Annotated in this window: 18 protein-coding genes; 14 read left to right on the forward strand and 4 right to left on the reverse strand. The window is 36.3% G+C overall.

Annotated elements, in window-relative coordinates; genetic code table 11:
• Window positions 1–3 precede the first annotated feature (3 nt).
• The gene (locus tag G9Q29_RS10670; RefSeq protein WP_166136950.1) at window positions 4–1,008 is read right to left on the reverse strand and encodes a DHH family phosphoesterase; all 1,005 of its coding nucleotides are present in this window, start codon (window positions 1,006–1,008) and stop codon (window positions 4–6) included.
• Window positions 1,009–1,089: 81 nt separating this feature from the next.
• The gene (locus G9Q29_RS10675; RefSeq protein ID WP_166136953.1) at window positions 1,090–2,331 is read right to left on the reverse strand and encodes a chloride channel protein; all 1,242 of its coding nucleotides are present in this window, start codon (window positions 2,329–2,331) and stop codon (window positions 1,090–1,092) included.
• Window positions 2,332–2,679: 348 nt separating this feature from the next.
• Here G9Q29_RS10675 and G9Q29_RS10680 point away from each other — a divergent pair, with 348 nt between their 5' ends.
• Window positions 2,680–3,339, forward strand: coding sequence for a hypothetical protein (locus tag G9Q29_RS10680; protein ID WP_166136956.1), 660 nt, complete (start codon window positions 2,680–2,682; stop codon window positions 3,337–3,339).
• A gap of 71 nt (window positions 3,340–3,410) precedes the next feature.
• On the opposite strand, the gene G9Q29_RS10685 is transcribed toward G9Q29_RS10680, so the two are convergent.
• On the reverse strand, window positions 3,411–3,938 hold the full coding sequence (locus G9Q29_RS10685) for a hypothetical protein (RefSeq protein WP_166136959.1): 528 nt from the start codon (window positions 3,936–3,938) through the stop codon (window positions 3,411–3,413).
• 166 nt (window positions 3,939–4,104) lie between these two features.
• Between G9Q29_RS10685 and guaA the strand changes: the two genes are divergently transcribed.
• The 11 genes from guaA (at window position 4,105) to G9Q29_RS10740 (ending at window position 17,441) form a co-directional block, all read left to right on the forward strand.
• Window positions 4,105–5,634, forward strand: coding sequence for a glutamine-hydrolyzing GMP synthase (gene guaA / locus G9Q29_RS10690; protein WP_166136962.1), 1,530 nt, complete (start codon window positions 4,105–4,107; stop codon window positions 5,632–5,634).
• Window positions 5,635–5,795: 161 nt separating this feature from the next.
• Complete coding sequence (locus G9Q29_RS10695; RefSeq protein ID WP_166136966.1) at window positions 5,796–7,739, forward strand: LysM peptidoglycan-binding domain-containing protein; 1,944 nt, start codon at window positions 5,796–5,798, stop codon at window positions 7,737–7,739.
• A complete protein-coding gene (locus tag G9Q29_RS10700; RefSeq protein ID WP_166136969.1) occupies window positions 7,739–8,140 on the forward strand; it encodes an OsmC family protein in 402 nt (133 codons plus the stop codon). The genes G9Q29_RS10695 and G9Q29_RS10700 overlap by 1 nt, the downstream gene beginning before the upstream one ends.
• Window positions 8,141–8,203: 63 nt before the next feature.
• On the forward strand, window positions 8,204–8,434 hold the full coding sequence (locus G9Q29_RS10705) for a DUF3820 family protein (RefSeq protein ID WP_166137017.1): 231 nt from the start codon (window positions 8,204–8,206) through the stop codon (window positions 8,432–8,434).
• Between the two features lie 165 nt (window positions 8,435–8,599).
• On the forward strand, window positions 8,600–10,213 hold the full coding sequence (locus tag G9Q29_RS10710) for a CTP synthase (RefSeq protein WP_166136972.1): 1,614 nt from the start codon (window positions 8,600–8,602) through the stop codon (window positions 10,211–10,213).
• Between the two features lie 65 nt (window positions 10,214–10,278).
• On the forward strand, window positions 10,279–12,189 hold the full coding sequence (gene yidC, locus G9Q29_RS10715) for a membrane protein insertase YidC (RefSeq protein WP_166136975.1): 1,911 nt from the start codon (window positions 10,279–10,281) through the stop codon (window positions 12,187–12,189).
• 221 nt (window positions 12,190–12,410) lie between these two features.
• Window positions 12,411–13,127 (forward strand): toxin-antitoxin system YwqK family antitoxin, encoded by a 717-nt coding sequence (locus G9Q29_RS10720; RefSeq protein WP_225872926.1) that lies wholly within the window; start codon window positions 12,411–12,413, stop codon window positions 13,125–13,127.
• A 73-nt stretch (window positions 13,128–13,200) separates the two neighbouring features.
• Complete coding sequence (gene mnmA / locus G9Q29_RS10725; protein WP_166136978.1) at window positions 13,201–14,388, forward strand: tRNA 2-thiouridine(34) synthase MnmA; 1,188 nt, start codon at window positions 13,201–13,203, stop codon at window positions 14,386–14,388.
• Window positions 14,389–14,453: 65 nt separating this feature from the next.
• A complete protein-coding gene (locus G9Q29_RS10730; protein ID WP_166136981.1) occupies window positions 14,454–16,067 on the forward strand; it encodes a S8 family serine peptidase in 1,614 nt (537 codons plus the stop codon).
• Window positions 16,068–16,082: 15 nt separating this feature from the next.
• Window positions 16,083–17,027: an NAD(P)H-dependent flavin oxidoreductase gene (locus tag G9Q29_RS10735; protein WP_166136984.1), complete on the forward strand. Its 945-nt coding sequence runs from the start codon at window positions 16,083–16,085 to the stop codon at window positions 17,025–17,027.
• 3 nt (window positions 17,028–17,030) lie between these two features.
• A complete protein-coding gene (locus tag G9Q29_RS10740) occupies window positions 17,031–17,441 on the forward strand; it encodes a hypothetical protein (protein ID WP_317164740.1) in 411 nt (136 codons plus the stop codon).
• A 17-nt stretch (window positions 17,442–17,458) separates the two neighbouring features.
• On the opposite strand, the gene G9Q29_RS10745 is transcribed toward G9Q29_RS10740, so the two are convergent.
• Window positions 17,459–17,899 (reverse strand): DUF4268 domain-containing protein, encoded by a 441-nt coding sequence (locus G9Q29_RS10745; protein WP_166136987.1) that lies wholly within the window; start codon window positions 17,897–17,899, stop codon window positions 17,459–17,461.
• A gap of 96 nt (window positions 17,900–17,995) precedes the next feature.
• On the opposite strand from G9Q29_RS10745, the gene G9Q29_RS10750 reads away from it, so the two are divergent.
• Both G9Q29_RS10750 and G9Q29_RS10755 read left to right on the forward strand, forming a co-directional pair.
• Entirely contained in the window at window positions 17,996–18,637 is a 642-nt protein-coding gene (locus tag G9Q29_RS10750) for an NUDIX hydrolase (protein ID WP_166136990.1), read from the forward strand.
• Window positions 18,638–18,731: 94 nt separating this feature from the next.
• Window positions 18,732–19,541, forward strand: a complete 810-nt coding sequence (locus tag G9Q29_RS10755; protein ID WP_166136993.1) for a lysophospholipid acyltransferase family protein — start codon at window positions 18,732–18,734, stop codon at window positions 19,539–19,541.
• The last annotated feature ends 669 nt before the right edge of the window (window positions 19,542–20,210 follow it).

A 20,210-nucleotide genomic window follows, 5' to 3' on the forward strand; every position in this document is an offset into this window, starting at 1 on the left:
GAATTAGATGCTTATTTGGGTTAGTAAGGCTTCAAATTTTTGTTGCGTTTCTTGTAAAGATAGGTCTGATTTTCCACCTGCCGCATTGCGATGTCCACCGCCGTTAAAGTGGTCGCGAGCAAATTGATTCACATCAAAATCACCTTGGGAACGAAACGATATTTTGATAATGTTTTCATCTTTATTTTCAATAAAAATTGCTGCGAAGTCAATGCCCTTGATGCTTAATCCGTAATTTACTATTCCTTCGGTATCACCTTTTATATAATTAAACTCGTCTAATTCTTGCTGGCTCAACGTTATGTAAGCTGTTTTATATTGCGGATGAATGATCATGTTTTGCAATGCTCTGCCTAATAGTTGTAATCTATTGTATGAACTATTATCAAACAGTAAACTAGGAATAGCTGTATTGTCAACCCCTAAATCTATTAAATCAGCAACAATTCGGTGTGTAGTTCCAGTGGTTTTTGGAAAACGAAATGAACCAGAATCGGTTAAAATACCTGTGTAGATGCAGGTTCCAATGGTCGTGTCAATATCTTCTTTTTTTCCTAAATAGGATATAAAATGATACAGCATTTCGCAGGTTGATCCATAAGCGGTATCGCTAAAAGTTACCGTTGCATAATCGTCAGGTTTTTGGTGATGATCAATCATTACGAAAGGAGCGGTAAGTGTTTGTAACACTTGCTCCATTTCGCCCGTGCGATGAAAAGCGTTAAAATCGAGTGTAAAAATCAAGTCTGCTTCTTGTAATATCGCTGTACAATTGATTTTATCTTTTTCGTAGATTTTGATAGTATCTGAACCCGGCATCCATGCTAAAAAATCAGGGAATTCATTTGGTGATATAACGGTGGGTTGATGATTGTTTTTGAGTAAAAAATGATACAATCCTAAGGTTGAACCCATAGCATCGCCGTCAGGGCCACGGTGCGGAATGATTGCAATTTTTTTTGGACTAGCCAATAGCGACTCTATCGCTTGTATATCTTGTGTATTCATAGTTTGCGAAATTACATTTTTTTGCGCTACTATTGAAATCATTTATACAATTAACAAAGTTTTTGAAAGTAAGTAATTAGCCTAAAATTTGAGTTTTAGCAATTGGTAAAGTTTCATTTTTGGTCCGCCCAAAATTTGCGATTTATAGATTCCAACGGAACCCGAAAACAGGTAAGCAACTGCGCAAGCCAGCGCAATATACATGCCACTTTCTATACCAAAAAGTTCAATGCCCATAACAGAGCAAGCAATAGGCGTGTGAGTTGCTCCTGAAAATACAGCAACAAAACCCATTCCTGCCAATAACGCAAGTGGTAAAGGCACAAACACAGATAAGGCGCTTCCTAAAGTTGCTCCGATAATAAATAAAGGAGTCACTTCGCCACCTTTAAAGCCAGCGCCTAGAGTAAAACTGGTAAATAGAATCTTTATGGCAAAATCTTGTATGGCATTTGCTTGTACAAATGCTCCCGTAAGCATTGGTATTCCTAAGCCAATGTACTTTGTAGTGTCAATTGCATAAACTACGCTTGCAATTACGATTCCTCCAATAAAAGGGCGTAATGGCGAATAAGTAACTAAACTGAATATAAGCGACCAAAATTTTGTACTTCTGGAGAATAGCATTGATGCAAATCCAAATAAAATACTGCATCCTACTACCCAAAAAATTACGCTCATGCTGATCTCGGGAACTTGTGGAATGTGATAGTGCGTATGTGAAACGGACCAAAGTAGTACGGTATAGTGCGCTACATAAGCAGTGATAAAACTCCAAATAATACTTTTTGGTTGTAAACCACTAAAATAAACAACTTCTAAAGCAAACAATGCACCTGCAAGCGGAGTACCAAAAACCGCCGCAAAACCTCCACTAATTCCCATAATCAAGATCGTTTTACGATCAATTGCCTCTAATTTAAAAACGTGTGTAAATTGATCAGCTATTGCTGCTCCCATTTGCACTGCGGTACCTTCTCGACCGGCTGAACCTCCAAATAGATGTGTTATCAAAGTTCCGATTAAAACTAATGGCGCCATTTTTAAAGGAATCGTATTTTTGGGCTGATCGTATTCTTGTAAGATTAAATTATTTCCAGCAACTACACTTTGCCCGTAATAGTGGTAAGCTAAACCTATGAATAAGCCGCCTATTGGTAACAACCAAATAATTTCAGGTTGTAGTTCTCTAAGTTTTGTAACCCAATCTAAACTCACCAAGAAAAAAGCTGATGCGGATCCTGCTGCACCACCTATAAGCAAAGTAAGTAATAGCCATTGTGCTATTGCAATCAATTTTGGTGATACTGGGACAACATTCATACGGTGAGGGACATTTTATTTACAAAAGTATTACTTTCTCAATAAAGACGCGCCTCTAAAATAGGATATGGTTTACTTTTAATAGCCTTTCCTCTTCTATTTTTAAGTTTTGCGATTGTTTCTAATGGCATACTTTTTGGTACCAATTAAAAAAAAAATAGTCAAAGCAACACCTTTTTGATTTTCTAAATAAGCAGAATCGAAAAACCTATTTTTTTTGCGCAGGTACTAAAACTAGAAAAGCATAGTTATAAATGAAAGTTAAAGTATAGCAATTGGCCTTATTTTACACATTTCATTTTCTATTTTTAGGCCGGAAAAAATATTAAAAACGTTTAGTAGCATATTATGAAAAGGATATTATTTTTACTCTTACTTTTAGGATGGTCTTACTCAGGACAGGCACAGAGTGAGTTTAGTTCTAAATTTAAAGCCATTCCGCCAAAGAACAATACACCTAAAATAAAGAAAACAGCACCACCAAAAATTGACATCCCGCCTATCAGCTCGCCAAACACGCCAAAGGTGGTTAGCCCAAACCCGATAGTTACAGAGCCCAGCCTTCCAGAAAAGGAAATATCATTGATCCCTAAAAACGAATTTATTAATCCAGGAGATGTTGTACGAGATAAATTCAACAAAAAAGAACCTAATCCTGAAGGGGTTGTGTACCGACGAAATCAAGATTTAGGCAGTTTTCCCACAGGTTCAGTATCAGCCAAAGTAATGTATCGTGACGCGGCTTATGTTGATGGTGATTTAATTCGTGTGTATTTAAACGATAAGGTGATTCAGAATCAAGTGTATTTAGATTCAAACTACAAAGGTTTTGAAATCGTACTCGAAAAAGGTTTTAATAAAATTGATTTCGAAGCGATTAATCAAGGAAGTTCAGGTCCTAATACGGCCGAGTTCAAGGTCTATGATGACAAAGGAGCGCTAATATCAGCCAGTCAGTGGAATTTAGGTACCGGTTTTAAGGCGACTATCATTTTGGTAAAAGACTAAGTAGTCCTAGTATTAGATAAAAAAAAGACTCTTGATTTAGATTTCAAGAGTCTTTTTTTATGTCTTTTATTTTAGAAAGGATCAGCGGTTACTCTAAATTTCATTGCTGCATTTACAGTGATATCCTCCGTGATTGTTTCTTTAATCACTGCTCGAGTTCGTATTTTATAAGACGAGGCTTTTACATATTTATCTAGTTTTGCTGTGGTGCAAATTAAGTCTAATGTATTGGTCGTGCTGTTAATGTTATCTAGTTGTGCGAGTTCTATTTCGTCATTTGCATCGGTTGAAATATATAAAACAATCGATTTTAAAAAGCTGAAATTTTTCCCACTAGGATTGGTGATACTCACTTTTAATTGGGTGATTTTAACATCTTTCACCAAATCAGCTTTGGTATTATTGTTTTCAAAAGTGCTGCTAGAGTTGGTAGTTACTTCAGGTGTTACGATCGTCAAGGCAGAGCCAACCGGAAAGGCACTTTCGATTTTAAAACTAGTTTGATTTTCAATGTTAAAAGTTAATAAGTCGTCTATTACATTGCACGAAGTACAACATAAAAATAGGGCTATTAGTCCTGTAAAAATGGAATTTTTCATTTAGATTTGTTTTTGTGTTTACTTAAATTGTTTTGGCATTTACGATATTTTTTGCAGTTGGGTTTAAAAAAAATCGGCGATACTATTTTTTATCTCTCTTTTCAAAGAAATTGATTTTTTTCAAAATTCAGTTTTTCAAATCAAAATATAAAAAGTATTTTTGCGCATGCAACACAACGTACTTATTTTAGATTTCGGATCGCAATACACACAGCTTATTGCGCGTAGAGTTCGCGAATTAAATATATTCTGCGAAATTTTCCCATTCAATAATTTTCCAACAGATTTATCGCCGTATAAAGCAGTCATTTTAGGTGGTTCTCCTTTTTCTGTTCGCGCCGAAGATGCGCCTCATCCTGATTTATCGCAAATCAGAGGCAAGCTTCCTTTGTTAGCCGTGTGTTATGGAGCTCAATATTTGGCTCACTTTAGCGGAGGCGAAGTAGCTGCATCTAACACGCGCGAATACGGTCGTGCCAACTTATCGTTCATCAAACAAGATGAAGTGTTTTTTGATGGCGTAGCTGAAAATAGCCAAGTTTGGATGAGTCATAGCGACAGTATAAAAGCGCTTCCAACTAATGGAGTTAAGCTGGCAAGTACTCACGATGTTGAGTTTGCTGCTTATAAAATTGAAGGCGAGACTACCTATGCGATTCAATATCATCCTGAGGTTTTCCACTCGACGGATGGAGCAAAAATGCTCGAAAACTTTTTGGTAAAAATAGCCGAGGTTCCTCAAACCTTTACGCCAAATGCATTCGTGCAGGATATGGTTGCCGAGTTAAAAGAAAAATTACAAGACGATAAAGTAGTATTAGGACTTTCAGGCGGAGTTGATTCGACTGTAGCTGCGGTACTTTTGAACCAAGCTATCGGCAAGAATTTATATTGCATTTTTGTAAATAACGGTTTGCTTCGTAAAAATGAGTTCCAAAACGTATTAGATCAATACAAAGGAATGGGTTTGAACGTAAAAGGCGTTGATGCTGGAGATCGTTTCTTGTCAGAATTGGCAGGTATCAGTGATCCTGAAACTAAAAGAAAAACAATCGGCCGCGTTTTTATTGAAGTTTTTGACGATGAATCAAAAATTATCGAAGATGTAAAATGGCTGGCTCAAGGAACAATTTATCCAGATGTAATTGAGTCGGTATCTGTTAAAGGTCCATCAGCAACCATTAAATCGCATCATAATGTAGGTGGCTTACCTGATTATATGAAATTGAAAATTGTGGAGCCTTTGCGAATGCTATTCAAAGATGAGGTTCGAAGAGTAGGAGCTTCCTTGGGTATCGATCCAGAATTGTTAGGCAGACATCCTTTTCCAGGTCCAGGTTTATCGATCAGAATTTTAGGAGATATTACACCAGAAAAAGTACAAATTCTGCAAGATGTTGATGCTGTTTTTATTGATGGCTTAAAATCATGGGGATTGTACGATAAAGTTTGGCAAGCAGGCGCCATTTTACTTCCTGTAAATAGTGTAGGAGTAATGGGTGACGAGCGTACTTATGAGAAAGTAATTGCATTACGTGCTGTAGAATCGACAGACGGAATGACAGCTGACTGGGTACACTTACCTTATGAGTTTTTAATGAAAATATCAAATGATATTATTAATAAAGTGAAAGGGGTAAATAGAGTAGTATACGATATTAGCTCTAAGCCGCCAGCAACTATAGAATGGGAATAAGCAACCAAAAAAACGTAGTTTTCCAGATTAATTTCACGCGGAATTAAATTAAAATTGAGTTCTCTTTGGTAAATACAACAAGTGACGGTATCAGATTTTTGGAATAAAATTTGATACCGTTGCTTCATTAATAGATTTGAATAATTTAGAAAACAAATACAATGAAATATTTTTTTGCAATTTGCCTATCGGTTTTGATGTTTCACCAAAATGGTCAAGCACAAGCTAAATCAAGTACTCACAAGGTTGAAAAAGGAGAAACAATTAATCAAATTGCGCAGAAGTATCAAGTGACACCTTTTGATATTTACCAGTTAAATCCAGATGCTCAAAGCGGTTTAAAACCCAATAGCGTATTAATTATTCCAACAAAAGCAAGTAAAAAAGCAGTTGTTCCCGCTGTTGCAAAAGCTAAAGTAACTTCTCACGAAGTGCAACCCAAAGAGACACTTTATGGCATTGAAAAAAAATACGGAATTAGTGATGGAGCGCTGAAAGCCGCCAATCCGTTTTTAGAATCAGAAGGATTGCAAATTGGGCAAGTTCTTACTATTCCTGGGTCAGGAGAAATTAAAGCTGTAGCTAAACAAAAAACGGAGCCAGTTATTTTTCATACCGTACTTGCTAAAGAAACTAAGTATTCGATAGCAAAAAAATACGGACTGACTGTTGAAGAGTTAGAGAAAAAAAATCCTGAGATTGTTGCTAATTTGCCTGTTGGATATGAATTAACCATCAAAGGGAATACAAATAAAACGACAAAACCTACGGCAGTTGCAGAAGTTAAAAAAGAAGTTGCTGCTCCAGTACCGGCTGCCACTGTAGCTAAATTGAAATATGTGAGCTATGAGGTAAAACCAAAAGAAACGCTTTATAGTTTGTCAAAAATGGCAGGGATTTCACAAGAGGAGTTGTTGCAACAAAACCCAGCTTTGGCCAACGGAGTTGAGGTAGGGATGGAAATCAAAATTCCTGAAACAGCAGCAATATCAGCTTCTGCGGAAGCGAAAAAAGATTACGCAACAATCACCAAAAAAAGCAATGCTAAGAAAAAATTAGCTTTGCTGTTACCATTCAATATTTCTAAAATTGAAAACGACACGGTTAATTCAATCAGTTCTCGTATTAAAAAAGACAAGTTCCTGAACATGACTTTAGATTTTTATGCGGGTGCCATGATGGCTATTGACTCAGCAAAAGTTTTAGGCTTGAATATGGATATTAAAATTTTAGATTCGCAAGAAACCAAAAATAGTACTGCCGTTGCAGCTTTGATTAAATCGGAAGGTTTATCAAGTTTTGATGCTGTGATAGGACCATTTTATCAAAACAATGTCGAGAAAGCTGCCGAAATTTTAGCAGCTAATCAAGTTCCTGTAGTGTCGCCTTTATCTAAAGATTTGGGAGTTTCATATCCTAATTTAGTGCAATCTATTCCGGATCCTGTTGCGGTTAAAAATGCTGTTTTCGATTTTATGCGAAGTAAAGGCGGAAACATAATTGCTGTAGTGGATAAAAAGAAAGGTTCTGTGATTAAATACATTACTGATACACATCCTGATGTTCGATTCGCTCCTTTAACAGCGGCCGGAGGTATAACAACAGAAAGTATCAAAGGCATGTTGAAAAAAGATAAAATCAATTATGTGATCATGGAAACGGCTAATACAGGAATGATCAAATCAACTGTAGCAAGCCTCATGAGTGCCATGGCAACGTATAAAGTGCAGCTAGTTATTTTAGAGCCAAATGAAACGCTAGATACGGACGAAATTAACTTCAATAATTTGGTGAAGCTAAAACTGATGTATCCTTCGGTAACGCGTGAAAGTTATTCTGAACAAGCTGCCATTTTTGAAAAAGAGTTCAAGAAAAAAAATAAAAGTAATCCGAGCGTTTTTGCCATCCGAGGATTTGATGTAACTTTTGATACAATGATGCGTTTGGCACAAGATAAAAGTTATTTAGAAACCGTTGGTAGTACCGCTACAGAACAAATGGATAATAAATTTGAGTTTTATAAAAACAACGAGGGGGCTTTCATCAATAAAGGAATTTACATTTTGCAATACGAAAGTGATTTAACAATAAAAGAAGCTAAATAATGACATCCAAAGTAACCTATCTCGGAGATTTAAGAACAGCATCGATTCATTTACAATCGGGAACAGAAATTATATCTGATGCACCATTAGATAACAATGGCAAAGGCGAGGCGTTCTCACCAACAGATACCGTAGCCAATGCGCTAGCCTCTTGTATGATGACCATCATGGGAATAAAAGCAAGAGATTTAGAAGTTGATCTTTCTGGGTCAATAGCTGAAGTAACTAAAATTATGAATGCCGAACCAAGACGAATAGGAGCAATTGAGATTGTTTTTGTACTCAAAGGAACGGATGACAGCAAGCAGAAAACAATATTAGAACGAGCAGCAATGACCTGTCCTGTTTTTTTGAGTTTGCATCCAGATATCGAAAAACGAATTACTTTCGATTGGATTTAAAAAAAATTAAGAATGAAACAAAGAAGCAAGTACCGAAAGTTCTTGCTTCTTTTTTATAACACTATGGATCAAAATCAAAAACAGCTTATAAAACTGGCGCATACCAAAATGCCTTTCGGCAAATACGAAGGTTGGTTTCTCATTGATATTCCAGAGTATTACATTGTTTGGTACAACAATAAAGGGTTTCCAAAAGGCGAATTGGGAGCACAATTACAATTGGTCTATGAATTGAAATTAAACGGTTTAGAAGATTTGATTCGCAATATTAAAAAGCAATATCCAAAGCCGTAACGGTACTTTTATACTTCAAAATCATTGGCAGAATACTCTTGTACGAACTCGTTTTTCAGACAATAAAAACTGAGAAACATATCTTCCAATAGTCCAATTAAATTTGTACTTTTGCCAAGTTTTTTACACAACTACAACACTAAACACAACACAAAACACAATACAATGAATCAAACGAAATATATTTTTGTTACTGGCGGTGTGACCTCTTCTTTAGGAAAGGGAATTATTGCTGCTTCATTAGCAAAATTATTACAAGCAAGAGGTTACCGCACTACTATTCAAAAATTCGATCCGTATATTAATGTCGATCCAGGAACGCTAAATCCTTACGAACACGGAGAATGTTACGTAACGGATGATGGTGCTGAAACCGACTTAGATTTGGGGCACTACGAGCGTTTTTTAAATGTTCCAACCTCTCAAGCTAATAACGTAACTACAGGTAGAATTTATTTATCGGTTATTGAAAAAGAAAGACGTGGTGAGTTTTTAGGGAAAACGGTGCAAGTTGTACCTCACATCACAAACGAAATAAAAGATAGAATGCAGTTGCTAGGCAATTCGGGCGATTACGATATTGTAATTACTGAAATTGGAGGAACTGTAGGAGATATTGAGTCTCTTCCTTACATCGAATCCGTACGTCAATTAGTATGGGAATTAGGAGAGCACAACGGAATTGTGATTCACCTAACGCTTGTGCCATATTTGGCTGCAGCTGGAGAATTAAAAACAAAACCAACACAACACTCTGTAAAAACCTTGATGGAAAGTGGTATCAAAGCCGATATCTTGGTATGCAGAACAGAACACGAAATTACGGAGGAGTTGCGCAACAAATTAGCACTGTTTTGTAATGTAAAAAGAGAAGCTGTGATTCAGTCGATTGATGCTTCTACTATCTACGAAGTACCTAATTTAATGTTGGAAGAAGGGCTTGACGTAGTGGCTTTGAAAAAATTAGATTTACCTAAAAAAGCAGCTCCCGATCTTAAAAATTGGAACATATTTTTAAAGCGTTTAAAAAATCCAAAGCATACCGTAAATATTGGTTTGGTTGGTAAATACGTAGAAATGCAAGATTGCTATAAGTCGATTTTGGAGGCCTTCATACATGCAGGTGCTGCCAATGAGACAAAAGTAAATGTAATTTCTATTCACTCTGAGCATATTGATGCGAGTACTATCAAAGAAAAATTCGCCAATTTAGATGCTATTTTAGTAGCGCCAGGTTTTGGTGAGCGCGGTATCGAAGGAAAAATTGCTGCGGTACAATATGCACGTGAAAATAAGGTTCCGTTTTTCGGAATTTGTCTTGGGATGCAAATGGCAGTTATTGAGCACGCTCGTAACGTTTTGGGGTATTCCGATGCCAATTCAACCGAAATGAATGCACACACAGCTCATCCTGTGGTGAATTTGATGGAAGAACAAAAAACAGTGACAGATAAAGGCGGTACAATGCGTTTAGGCGCCTGGAAGTGCGACATTAAAAAGGATTCGTTAGCATACAAAATTTATGGAACAGATTCGATTTCTGAACGCCACCGTCACCGTTACGAATACAACAGTAGCTATATAGAGCAATTGCATAATGCCGGATTATTGGCCACGGGTACAAATCCTGATACGGGATTGGTTGAGATCGTAGAGATTAAAGATCATCCGTTTTTCATTGGTGTACAATACCACCCAGAATACAAGAGTACAGTTGCTAATCCGCACCCAATTTTTGTAAATTTTGTTGCTGCTGCGGTGCAAGCAAAAAAGAAATAGTAGGTTGCTTTTGAAACAAATTTTGCAACTTGCTACTAACAGTGTAAACACTTTTAAATATTATAATGGAACAAAAGAAATTTGACCTTAATTCGATTATTGGTTTTGCCTTGATTTTTGGAATCTTGGCTTACATCACGTACACCAACCAACCCGATCCAAAGGTAGTTGCTGCTGAAAAAGCACAAAAGGAATTGTTGATTCAAAAAGCAAAAGCAAAAGAAATTGAAATAAAAGCAGTTGAAAAAGCAGCAATGGCTGTAGCAACAACAGGCGACTCAACTCAATTGGCACAATTACAAAAATCATTAGGAAGTTTTGCCTATTCTGCTACTTTACCGTCTGCAAAAGGAGGAGTTACAACCCTAGAAAATGAGGTTTTAAAACTTACCGTTGCAAATAAAGGAGGATACATTGTAGAAGCTACCTTGAAAGGTTTTGAAAAATACAAAAAAGGTTCAGGCGAGATTGTTCAATTGATTAAGGACAATAATGCAAGTTTGAATGTACAGTTGATGACTAATGACAATCGTACCCTCAATACAAAAGACCTTTATTTTGAGCCGAGTTTAACGAAAATTGGTGAGGATCAAATTTTATCCATGAAATTGAAAGCAGGTGCTAATGAATTTCTAGAGTATAAATACATTTTAAAACCAAAAGATTACATGATTGGTTTTGATATTCGTTCTCAAGGATTAAACAAAGTAATCAGTACTGCAAAACCTTTAGACTTAGAATGGAGTTTAAAAGCATTCAGAAATGAAAAAAGTATTTCTTACGAAAACAAATACACTGAAATCTATTTTGAACACAAAGACGGCAAAGTAGATTACGCAGGTTTGGGCGCTGAAGAAAAAGAAGAATTGGAACAACCAACTTTCATTGCTTTCAAGCAGCACTTTTTTAGTTCAATTTTAGTTTCTAAAACACCTTTTGAAAATGCAGTTGTAAGTTCAAAAAATTTAGTTATTAACGAAGAAGTTGATACTACATTTACTAAATCATTCAACGCTAATTTGCCTTTGGCTTTTACCAATGGTGAAATTGATTATAAGTTGAATTGGTACATGGGACCATCTGATTACAAGACTTTATCAAACTATGATTTGAATCTTGAAAAAATTATTACTCTTGGCTGGGGAATCATCGGTTGGATTAACAGATTTATTTTTGTGCCACTTTTTGGTTTCTTAGGATCATACATTGCATACGGAATTGCAATTATCATTTTTACAATCTTGATTAAATTAGCAATGTCGCCGATTACTTTTAAATCGTTCCTTTCACAGGCAAAAATGAAAGTATTGCGTCCTGAAATTGCTGAGTTGGGTGAAAAGTTTAAGAAAGATCCAATGAAAAAGCAGCAGGAAACAATGAAATTGTACAATAAAGCTGGCGTGAACCCAATGGCGGGATGTATTCCTGCTTTGATTCAAATGCCGTTCTTGATGGCTTCGTTTCAGTTTTTCCCATCCGCTTTTGAGTTAAGACAAAAAAGCTTTTTATGGGCTGACGATTTATCTTCGTTTGATGAAGTAGTTAAGTTGCCATTTCACATTCCGTTGTACGGTGACCATATTAGTTTGTTTCCAATTTTTGCAGCTATCGCGATTTTCTTCTACATGAAAATGACAAGCGGTGATCAGCAAATGGCGGCACCACAGCAAGAAGGAATGCCAGATATGGCTAAGATGATGAAAATCATGATTTATGTTTCTCCAATCATGATGTTGTTATTCTTTAATAGTTATGGTGCAGGATTGAGTTTATATAACTTTATTTCAAACTTGATCACAATTGGAATCATGATCGTAATCAAAAAGTATTTTATTGATGGAGACAAAATTCATGCTCAAATTCAAGAGAATAAATTAAAAGAGCCTAAAAAGCAAGGGAAATTCCAGCGCAAACTGCAAGAAGTGATGGAACAAGCCGAAGCACAAAAAGCACTTGATAAAAAGAATAAACAGTAAAGTTCAAATTTAAAACCTCAATATTTTATTGAGGTTTTTTTTATTTTTTATTCAAAGCAAGTTAAAGTTAGAATTGATTTTTTATTTCTTTTGCTTGATGTTTCAAAAATGGAATCAGTTAAATGTGATCAAAGTTTTAATTTAGAATGTGAAATTTCTAATTTTGCAGTACTAAATTCGGAAGATTAGAGTTGTTATACACAGCGTAAATAATAGTAAATATGATTAAGTCTAAAAGTAATATTTTTTTGTTTTTCATTTTTTTAATGACCTTTGGCATAGCGCATTCTCAAGCGGATTTTAATAAAATGGATCCGCAGGGCAAAAAGCACGGATTATGGAAAGGCTTTTACGAGCAATCCAAACGGCCTCGTTACGAGGGGATTTTTGAGCATGGTAAAGAGGTGGGTGTTTTTTATTTTTATGATGACACCAAAGCAAAATCAATCATTGCTACCCGAGAGTTTAATACAAAAGACAATGGAGCGTACACTACATTTTTTGATCAAAATAAAAATAAAGTGAGCGAGGGCAATGTAGTGAACAAACTTTTTGAAGGGGTTTGGACTTACTACCACAAAGACTCAAAAAACATCATGACTACAGAATTTTACAAAAAAGGCAAGCTCGAAGGTATTCGGAAAGTTTTTTTTATCAGTGGAGCTTTGGCTGAAGAAATCACTTTTACAAATAATTTAAAAAATGGGCTGTACAAGAAATATACTGAGCGTGGAGTTGTTTTAGAAGAATCAAATTATAAAAATGACCAATACGAGGGACAAGCCATTTTTAGGGATGTATTCGGAAATATAGTTTCGCAAGGCACGTTCATTAAAGGTAAAAAAGCTGGAATGTGGCAGTTTTTTGAGAAAGGCAAATTGGTTAAAGAAACCAATATGAGTGCGCTTCCAAAAATAGTAAAAGTCAAAACTAATTAACACCATTTTCAGCAATAGGAGTACTAAATGTTTTTGTACCTTTGCACCCTTGTAAAATTTTAATTTTTCCAAAATGAAACGTGTAGTTGTAGGTCTTTCTGGTGGTGTCGATTCAAGTGTTGCTGCGTATTTATTACAAAAGCAAGGCTATGAAGTGATTGGGCTTTTTATGAAAAATTGGCACGACGACTCGGTAACAATTTCAAACGAATGTCCATGGCTTGAAGATAGCAATGACGCTTTGTTGGTTGCTGAAAAGCTTGGAATTCCTTTTCAAACGGTTGATTTGAGCGAACAATACCAAGAAAAAATCGTTGACTACATGTTTAATGAGTACGAAAAAGGAAGAACTCCTAATCCTGATGTACTTTGTAATCGTGAAATAAAGTTTGATGTTTTCATGAAAATCGCATTAAGTCTCGGTGCAGATTATGTTGCAACGGGCCATTATTGTAGAAAAACAGAATTTGAACAAGACGGTCAAGTTATTTACCAATTAAAAGCTGGTGCCGACAATAACAAGGATCAGTCTTATTTTTTATGCCAATTATCGCAAGAGCAATTAGCGAAGTCGTTATTTCCTATCGGAGAATTGACCAAGCCAGAAGTGCGCGAAATTGCTGCAGAAATGGAATTGGTAACTGCCGAAAAGAAAGATTCACAAGGTTTGTGCTTTATCGGTAAAGTACGTTTGCCTGAATTTTTACAACAAAAATTACAACCTAAAGAAGGTTTGATTGTTCAAGTTGACAAAAATGATCCAATCTACCAAACCGAATTGCCAGCGGATAGGACAACAGAACAAGAATTACAATATCATGCTGCCAAAAGAAACTACAATCCGCAAATGGGAAAAGTAGTAGGAAAACACCAAGGTGCTCATTACTTTACTAACGGACAAAGAAAAGGCTTGAACGTTGGCGGAACTACCGATCCTTTATTTGTAATTGCCACTGATGTCGATACAAATACTATTTACACCGGACTGACTAGTCAGCATCCTGGTTTATTTAAAAAAGGTCTCCGAATTGCCACCGAAGAAATTCATTGGATTAGAGAAGATTTAGCGCTAAAAAATGGCGATACAATGGAGGTGATGGCTCGAATCAGATACCGTCAACCATTGCAAAAAGCTACACTTCATCAATTAGAAAGCGGTTTGTATCTATTATTTGAAGAACCTCAATCTGCCATTACCGAAGGTCAATTTGCAGCTTGGTATCATGACGATGAATTAACAGGCTCAGGAGTTATTTCATAATGAAATTCTAGCGATTGCCTTTTTCATTTGATGCAAGAATAGTATCTTTATAAAAAATAAGAAAGATGAAAAAGCGCTACCTACTATTTTTTTTCCTAATCTCTCTGTCGTGTCTTGCGCAACAAGATGCATGGGTTTACTTTAAAGACAAGCCAAGTGCAGCAACTTTTCTTGAAACACCAACAAAGATGCTTTCCCCACGTTCATTGGAGAGGAGGTCAACTCAAAAAATAGCGTTGGATTTGCGCGATGTGCCTTTAGAAAATGCTTATAGATTGCAAGTTCGAAATATAATTGGGATCAGCATTCTCGCTCAGTCAAAGTGGTTGAATGCGTTACATGTTCGTGGTTCGCAAGCCAATATCAACGCACTTAAAAATTTAGCATTTGTTTCAAGTATTGATTTTGCAGATAAATCTTTAAATCAAAATTCCGGTGCCAAGAAACTAGCGACTTCTAAAAAAACACTGAAAACTGAAAAAACCAAAGTCGAATATGCCTACGGATCTTCTTCTAACCAAATTAAAATGTTACAAGGTGATCTCATGCACCAACAAAACTTTACTGGTGCAGGAAAAATAATTGCTGTTATGGATTCAGGTTTTCCTGGAGTCAACACAGCATTACCTTTTAAACGTTTGCGCGATAATAATCAAATTTTAGGTGGATACAATTACGTGCAACGTAATCCTAACTTTTACTCAGGAGGCTCGCACGGTACATCAGTTTTATCTACTATGGGTGGTTATACTGAAAATGTGCTTGTTGGTACTGCTCCCGATGCTTCATATTATCTTTTTATTACCGAAAATGAATCTTCAGAAAATCCCGTCGAAGAATCGCTTTGGGTTGAAGCGGCCGAAAAAGCAGATAGTTTAGGAGTTGATGTAATCAATACTTCATTGGGATATTTTGATTTTGATAATCCAGCTTACAACCATACTTATAGTGAAATGAACGGAAGAACCGCATTCATGTCGCGCGCCGCTGATATTGCTTTTGATAAAGGGATGTTGGTTGTAACTTCGGCAGGAAATTCGGGTAATTCGTCTAGTCCAACTATCGCCGTTCCAGCTGATGCTATTTCTGTACTTGCAATTGGTGCGGTAAATTCATCAGAAGTTAGAACTTCATTTAGTTCAATCGGGCCTTCTTTTGACGGTCGGATTAAACCAGAAGTGATGGCGCAAGGTCAAGCGGCAGTAGTTTCGGATGAATTTGGTAATTCTAGAACAGCTAATGGTACTTCGTTCTCAAGTCCAATAATGGCGGGTTTAGTAGCCTGCTTGTGGCAAGCGCTCCCGCAAAAAACAAACAAAGAAATTCGAGATATTATCATTCGATCTGCTGATAGATTTCTAGTTCCTGATAATCAATACGGTTTTGGTGTACCTGATTTTGCCTCTGCTCTCAATACCAATTTAGGTATAGCGTCCCTCAGTCAGGAAAGTATAACGGTTTTTCCCAATCCTACTCCGGATTTTGTCACTTTAGAAATTCCTGTAAGTGCTATAAATGGGTCGTTTAGTGTTTATAATGTTTTGGGACAAAAAATGATTGAGCTGACTATTTCGCAATCGACCACAGATATAAATCTTCAAAGTATAACCAACGGTATTTATTTCTACAGATATCTTTCCGCAGACTATTCTGTATCAGGAAAATTAGTAAAACAATAATTTTTAATTTAAAAAATGAATAAGATTACCTCTCTTTTCAATATAAAGTACCCAATCATTCAAGGTGGAATGATCTGGAACAGTGGATACAAATTAGCAAGTGCGGTTAGTAATGCTGGTGGTTTAGGATTAATTGGTGCGGGATCAATGTATCCGGAGGTTTTGCGTGAACATATTCAAAAATGCAAATTGGCAACTTCAAAGCCTTTTGGTGTAAACATCCCAATGCTCTATCCTAATATTGATGAGATTATGAAAATCATCATTGAGGAAAATGTAAAAATTGTATTCACTTCGGCCGGTAATCCCAAAACATGGACTTCCTTTTTAAAGCAAAATGGTATAACTGTTGTACACGTTGTGAGTAGTTCCGTTTTTGCCCTAAAGGCACAAGATGCAGGAGTAGATGCAGTAGTTGCTGAAGGTTTTGAAGCGGGCGGACATAATGGTCGCGAAGAAACTACAACATTAACCTTGATTCCGATGGTGAAAGAGAAAATTACGATTCCGCTCATTGCTGCCGGAGGTATCGCTACCGGTGCTGGAATGCTTGCAGCTATGACTTTGGGTGCTGATGGTGTTCAGGTAGGGAGTAGGTTTGTAGCATCAACAGAATCATCTGCGCACATTGATTTTAAAAACACTGTAGTTGAAACAAAGGAGGGTGGAACACAGTTAACTCTAAAAGAATTAGCGCCAGTGCGATTAATTAAAAATAAATTCTTTGATGATGTACAACGTTTGTACGAAACAGCACCAACAAAAGAAGAATTACAAACACTTTTAGGTAGGGCCCGCGCTAAAAGAGGAATGTTTGAAGGTGATTTAATTGAAGGGGAACTTGAAATTGGTCAAATTGCAGGCCTTATTCATGACATTAAACCAGCTGCAGCAATAATTGACGAAATGATTGCCGATTTTGAAAAAGCAAAACAACGTGTAGCTCAGCTAAATTTTTAAATAATGACTAAATTACAATTACTAGCTCTCGTGGGAATGTTTGGCGCAGGCATTACTACCGCTTCTGCGCAAACCTACAAATTTAAAACCTCTGGTTTTAGTGTACTCGAAAAAAACGATAAAGGGAAATGGGGAAAATGGTCTGATTTAAATCTAACCAATTTACTAGTAACTTTAGACACTAACAAAAGCCGCATTGTAGTTTATTCGCAAATTATTCAACTATTTGAAATCATAGAGTACCATCCCGCAGAAGAAAATGAAACTGATTTGGTGTATGGCTTTACGTGTAAAAACAACGAAGGTGAAGATTGCACCTTATCCATAATTACCAGAAAAAAACAAGACAACCGCAAGCAATTGTATATTACTTACGATAACCGCGTCATTGTTTACAATATCTTTAATATGTAAGGAAGCAATTAAAGCAATTACACAATTTCAATATCCTTTATAAATTCATCGTATTCCTGAAAAAATAGTTCAAGGGCGTTCATTTTTTCAAAGTAAAATGAAAAAATAGCGTCCCAATTATTCCTGTTGCTTACGCCAACGCCAGTCAATTCAACCCAAATTCTGCTGATGGTTTTGCCGCTTTCTAAAGTGTAGTCGCGTTCATAGACCAAATTTTTTACAAACTCATCCTCTAAAATTGATTTCAAGGCTTCTAGTTTTTCAAAGTAAGCAATACGTTTTTCAGTACTTCTGGGTTCAATGTCAATTAAAACTTGGGCTTTTTTATTGTCAACGTAAAATTTAAAAGAGAAATCTTTGATTTTAGTATCGTACAAAACCCATTTTCTTGGATATTTTTCTGCAAATGCTACCCAAAATTCGCGCTTCAATCGTTGTGTTTCTTCTTTACTATACATATCAATTGTTTTTTGTTCCCTTTTATTTCTTGTGCAGTTCTAATTTGTGAACTACATTTAGGCTTATTTTTCAATCTACAAAAATAGAATTTGATTATGGATTTTCAATATTTATTACAATTTGTTCCACAATTAGCTCAAGCTGAATTGCCTGCGTTCGATGCGCATATCAAAATGGCTCCTGTTGAACGCATTCCATCTTTAACAGAGTGGTCTTCGCAACAAATAAATCCAAAACAGGCAGCGGTCATGATGCTTTTGTATCCAAAAGACGGAATTACTCATTTGGTTTTGATCCTCAGAAATTCATACAATGGAGTTCATTCTTCTCAAATTGCTTTTCCGGGAGGCAAATTTGAATTGGATGATCCTGATTTTGCTTTTACTGCCTTGCGCGAAACAGAAGAGGAAATAGGAGTAGTCATGGATTATATTGAAATCGTTAAACCTTTTACTAGTTTGTACATTCCGCCAAGCAATTTTTTGGTGCATCCTTTTTTGGGGATTAGCAAACAAGAGTTGGTATTTGCGCCCCAAGCCAGTGAAGTAGCAGGCATAATCGAATTACCATTACAAGTATTTTTAGACGATGCTATTGTCGTGACCACAAATCTGGACACTTCTTCGGTAAAAAACAGTACCGTTCCTGCTTTTAATGTTGAAGGATATATGGTTTGGGGAGCAACGGCTATGATGCTCAGTGAATTAAAAGATGTTTTAATTAAACACATTAAATAAAAACACTTTACATTGTAGTTAAAGGCAGTTGAAAACAGCAACAAAATATATTTTTGTAAGTTTGCTTTTCAAATCATTTAAATAAATACTAGTTATGGGATTGTTGAAAAGAAATCCTTTTGGTCATATACTCTTCCTCAAAAAATGGTTAATTCGTATTTTTGGCGCTGTCACGCACCGCCGTTACAGAGGTTTTAACGAATTGCAAATAGAAGGTTCCGAGATTATTCGCAACCTACCAGACCAAAACGTACTTTTTATTTCCAATCATCAAACTTATTTTGCTGATGTTGTGGCTATGTTTCATGTTTTTAACGCAAGCTTAAGCGGGCGCGAAAACAATATTGTAAATGTCGGTTATCTGTGGCAGCCAAAAATGAACATATATTATGTAGCAGCAAAAGAAACCATGAGAGCAGGACTACTGCCTCGCATTATGGCATATGCAGGTGCAATATCGGTTGAGCGTACGTGGCGAGCAAAAGGAGTCGATGTTCAAGAGAAAAAAGAAATCAATCCTGATGACACCGAAAATATCAAGATCGCTCTCAATGACGGTTGGGTAATTACCTTTCCACAAGGTACTACCAAATCATTTAAGCCAGTTCGTAAAGGAACTGCGCACATCATAAAACAACACAGACCAATTGTGGTTCCTATAGTGATTGACGGTTTCCGCCGTTCTTTTGACAAAAAAGGGCTTCGCATGAAGAAGAAGGGCATTTTACAATCTTTCATTATTAAGGAGCCGTTAGAAATAGATTACGATAACGATACCATCGAAGAGATTGTAGAGAAAGTAGAGTACGCCATCGAACAACATCCTTCATTCCTTAAAGTTATTCCTGCCGAAATTATTCAAGAGCAAGAAGAACTTAATAAAACCCGCCGTTGGGATTATTAAATCAATAGCTAAATTTTTGGCGTTCCGCCTTACTTGCTCTTGCCTTTTGTTAGGGCAAGAGCAAGAAAGTCGTCGGGCTATTCGCTGCAAGTCCTCGCCACTCCCTCAATAGGGTCGTGCCTGTGGGCTTTCCGCTGCTATCCCTAACGCGAGTTTCACGTATGATAGACGAATTTTTCAATAGCTACATATATATAGACGAAAACAAAACTATAGTGAAGACTATATAAAGAAGAACAAATACTTGCGATCACCACCCAATTCCCCTATCAATCCTGCAAAACCGCCCCAATCATCACAGCGATGAAAAAAACTTCATATCTAACCTTATTGATTTTAAGCCAATTAAAAAATAGTTTTAAATTAAGTTTAAAAAAGGCTTGTAAAAGCGAATAAAGGTTGTAGTTTTGCACCCGCAAACAGCGCAACGTTCTACTAAAAACCTGAAACAAACCAAGAAACAATTTTTAAAAAAAGATTGTAAAAAGTTTGCCAGAGTTAAAATAGATGTTACCTTTGCACCCCGCAATAGAGCAGAGTTCTTATTACATATTGAGAGAAAAAGGAAAGAAACTTTCGAAAAACATTTTCGAAAAAAACTTTAAATTTTTCTTGCATAGTTAAAAAGAAATTTCTACTTTTGCACCCGCTTTGAGGCACACGAAAAGC

The sequence above is a fragment of the Flavobacterium turcicum genome (assembly GCF_011365745.1).
Classification (GTDB): Bacteria; Bacteroidota; Bacteroidia; order Flavobacteriales; family Flavobacteriaceae; genus Flavobacterium; species Flavobacterium turcicum.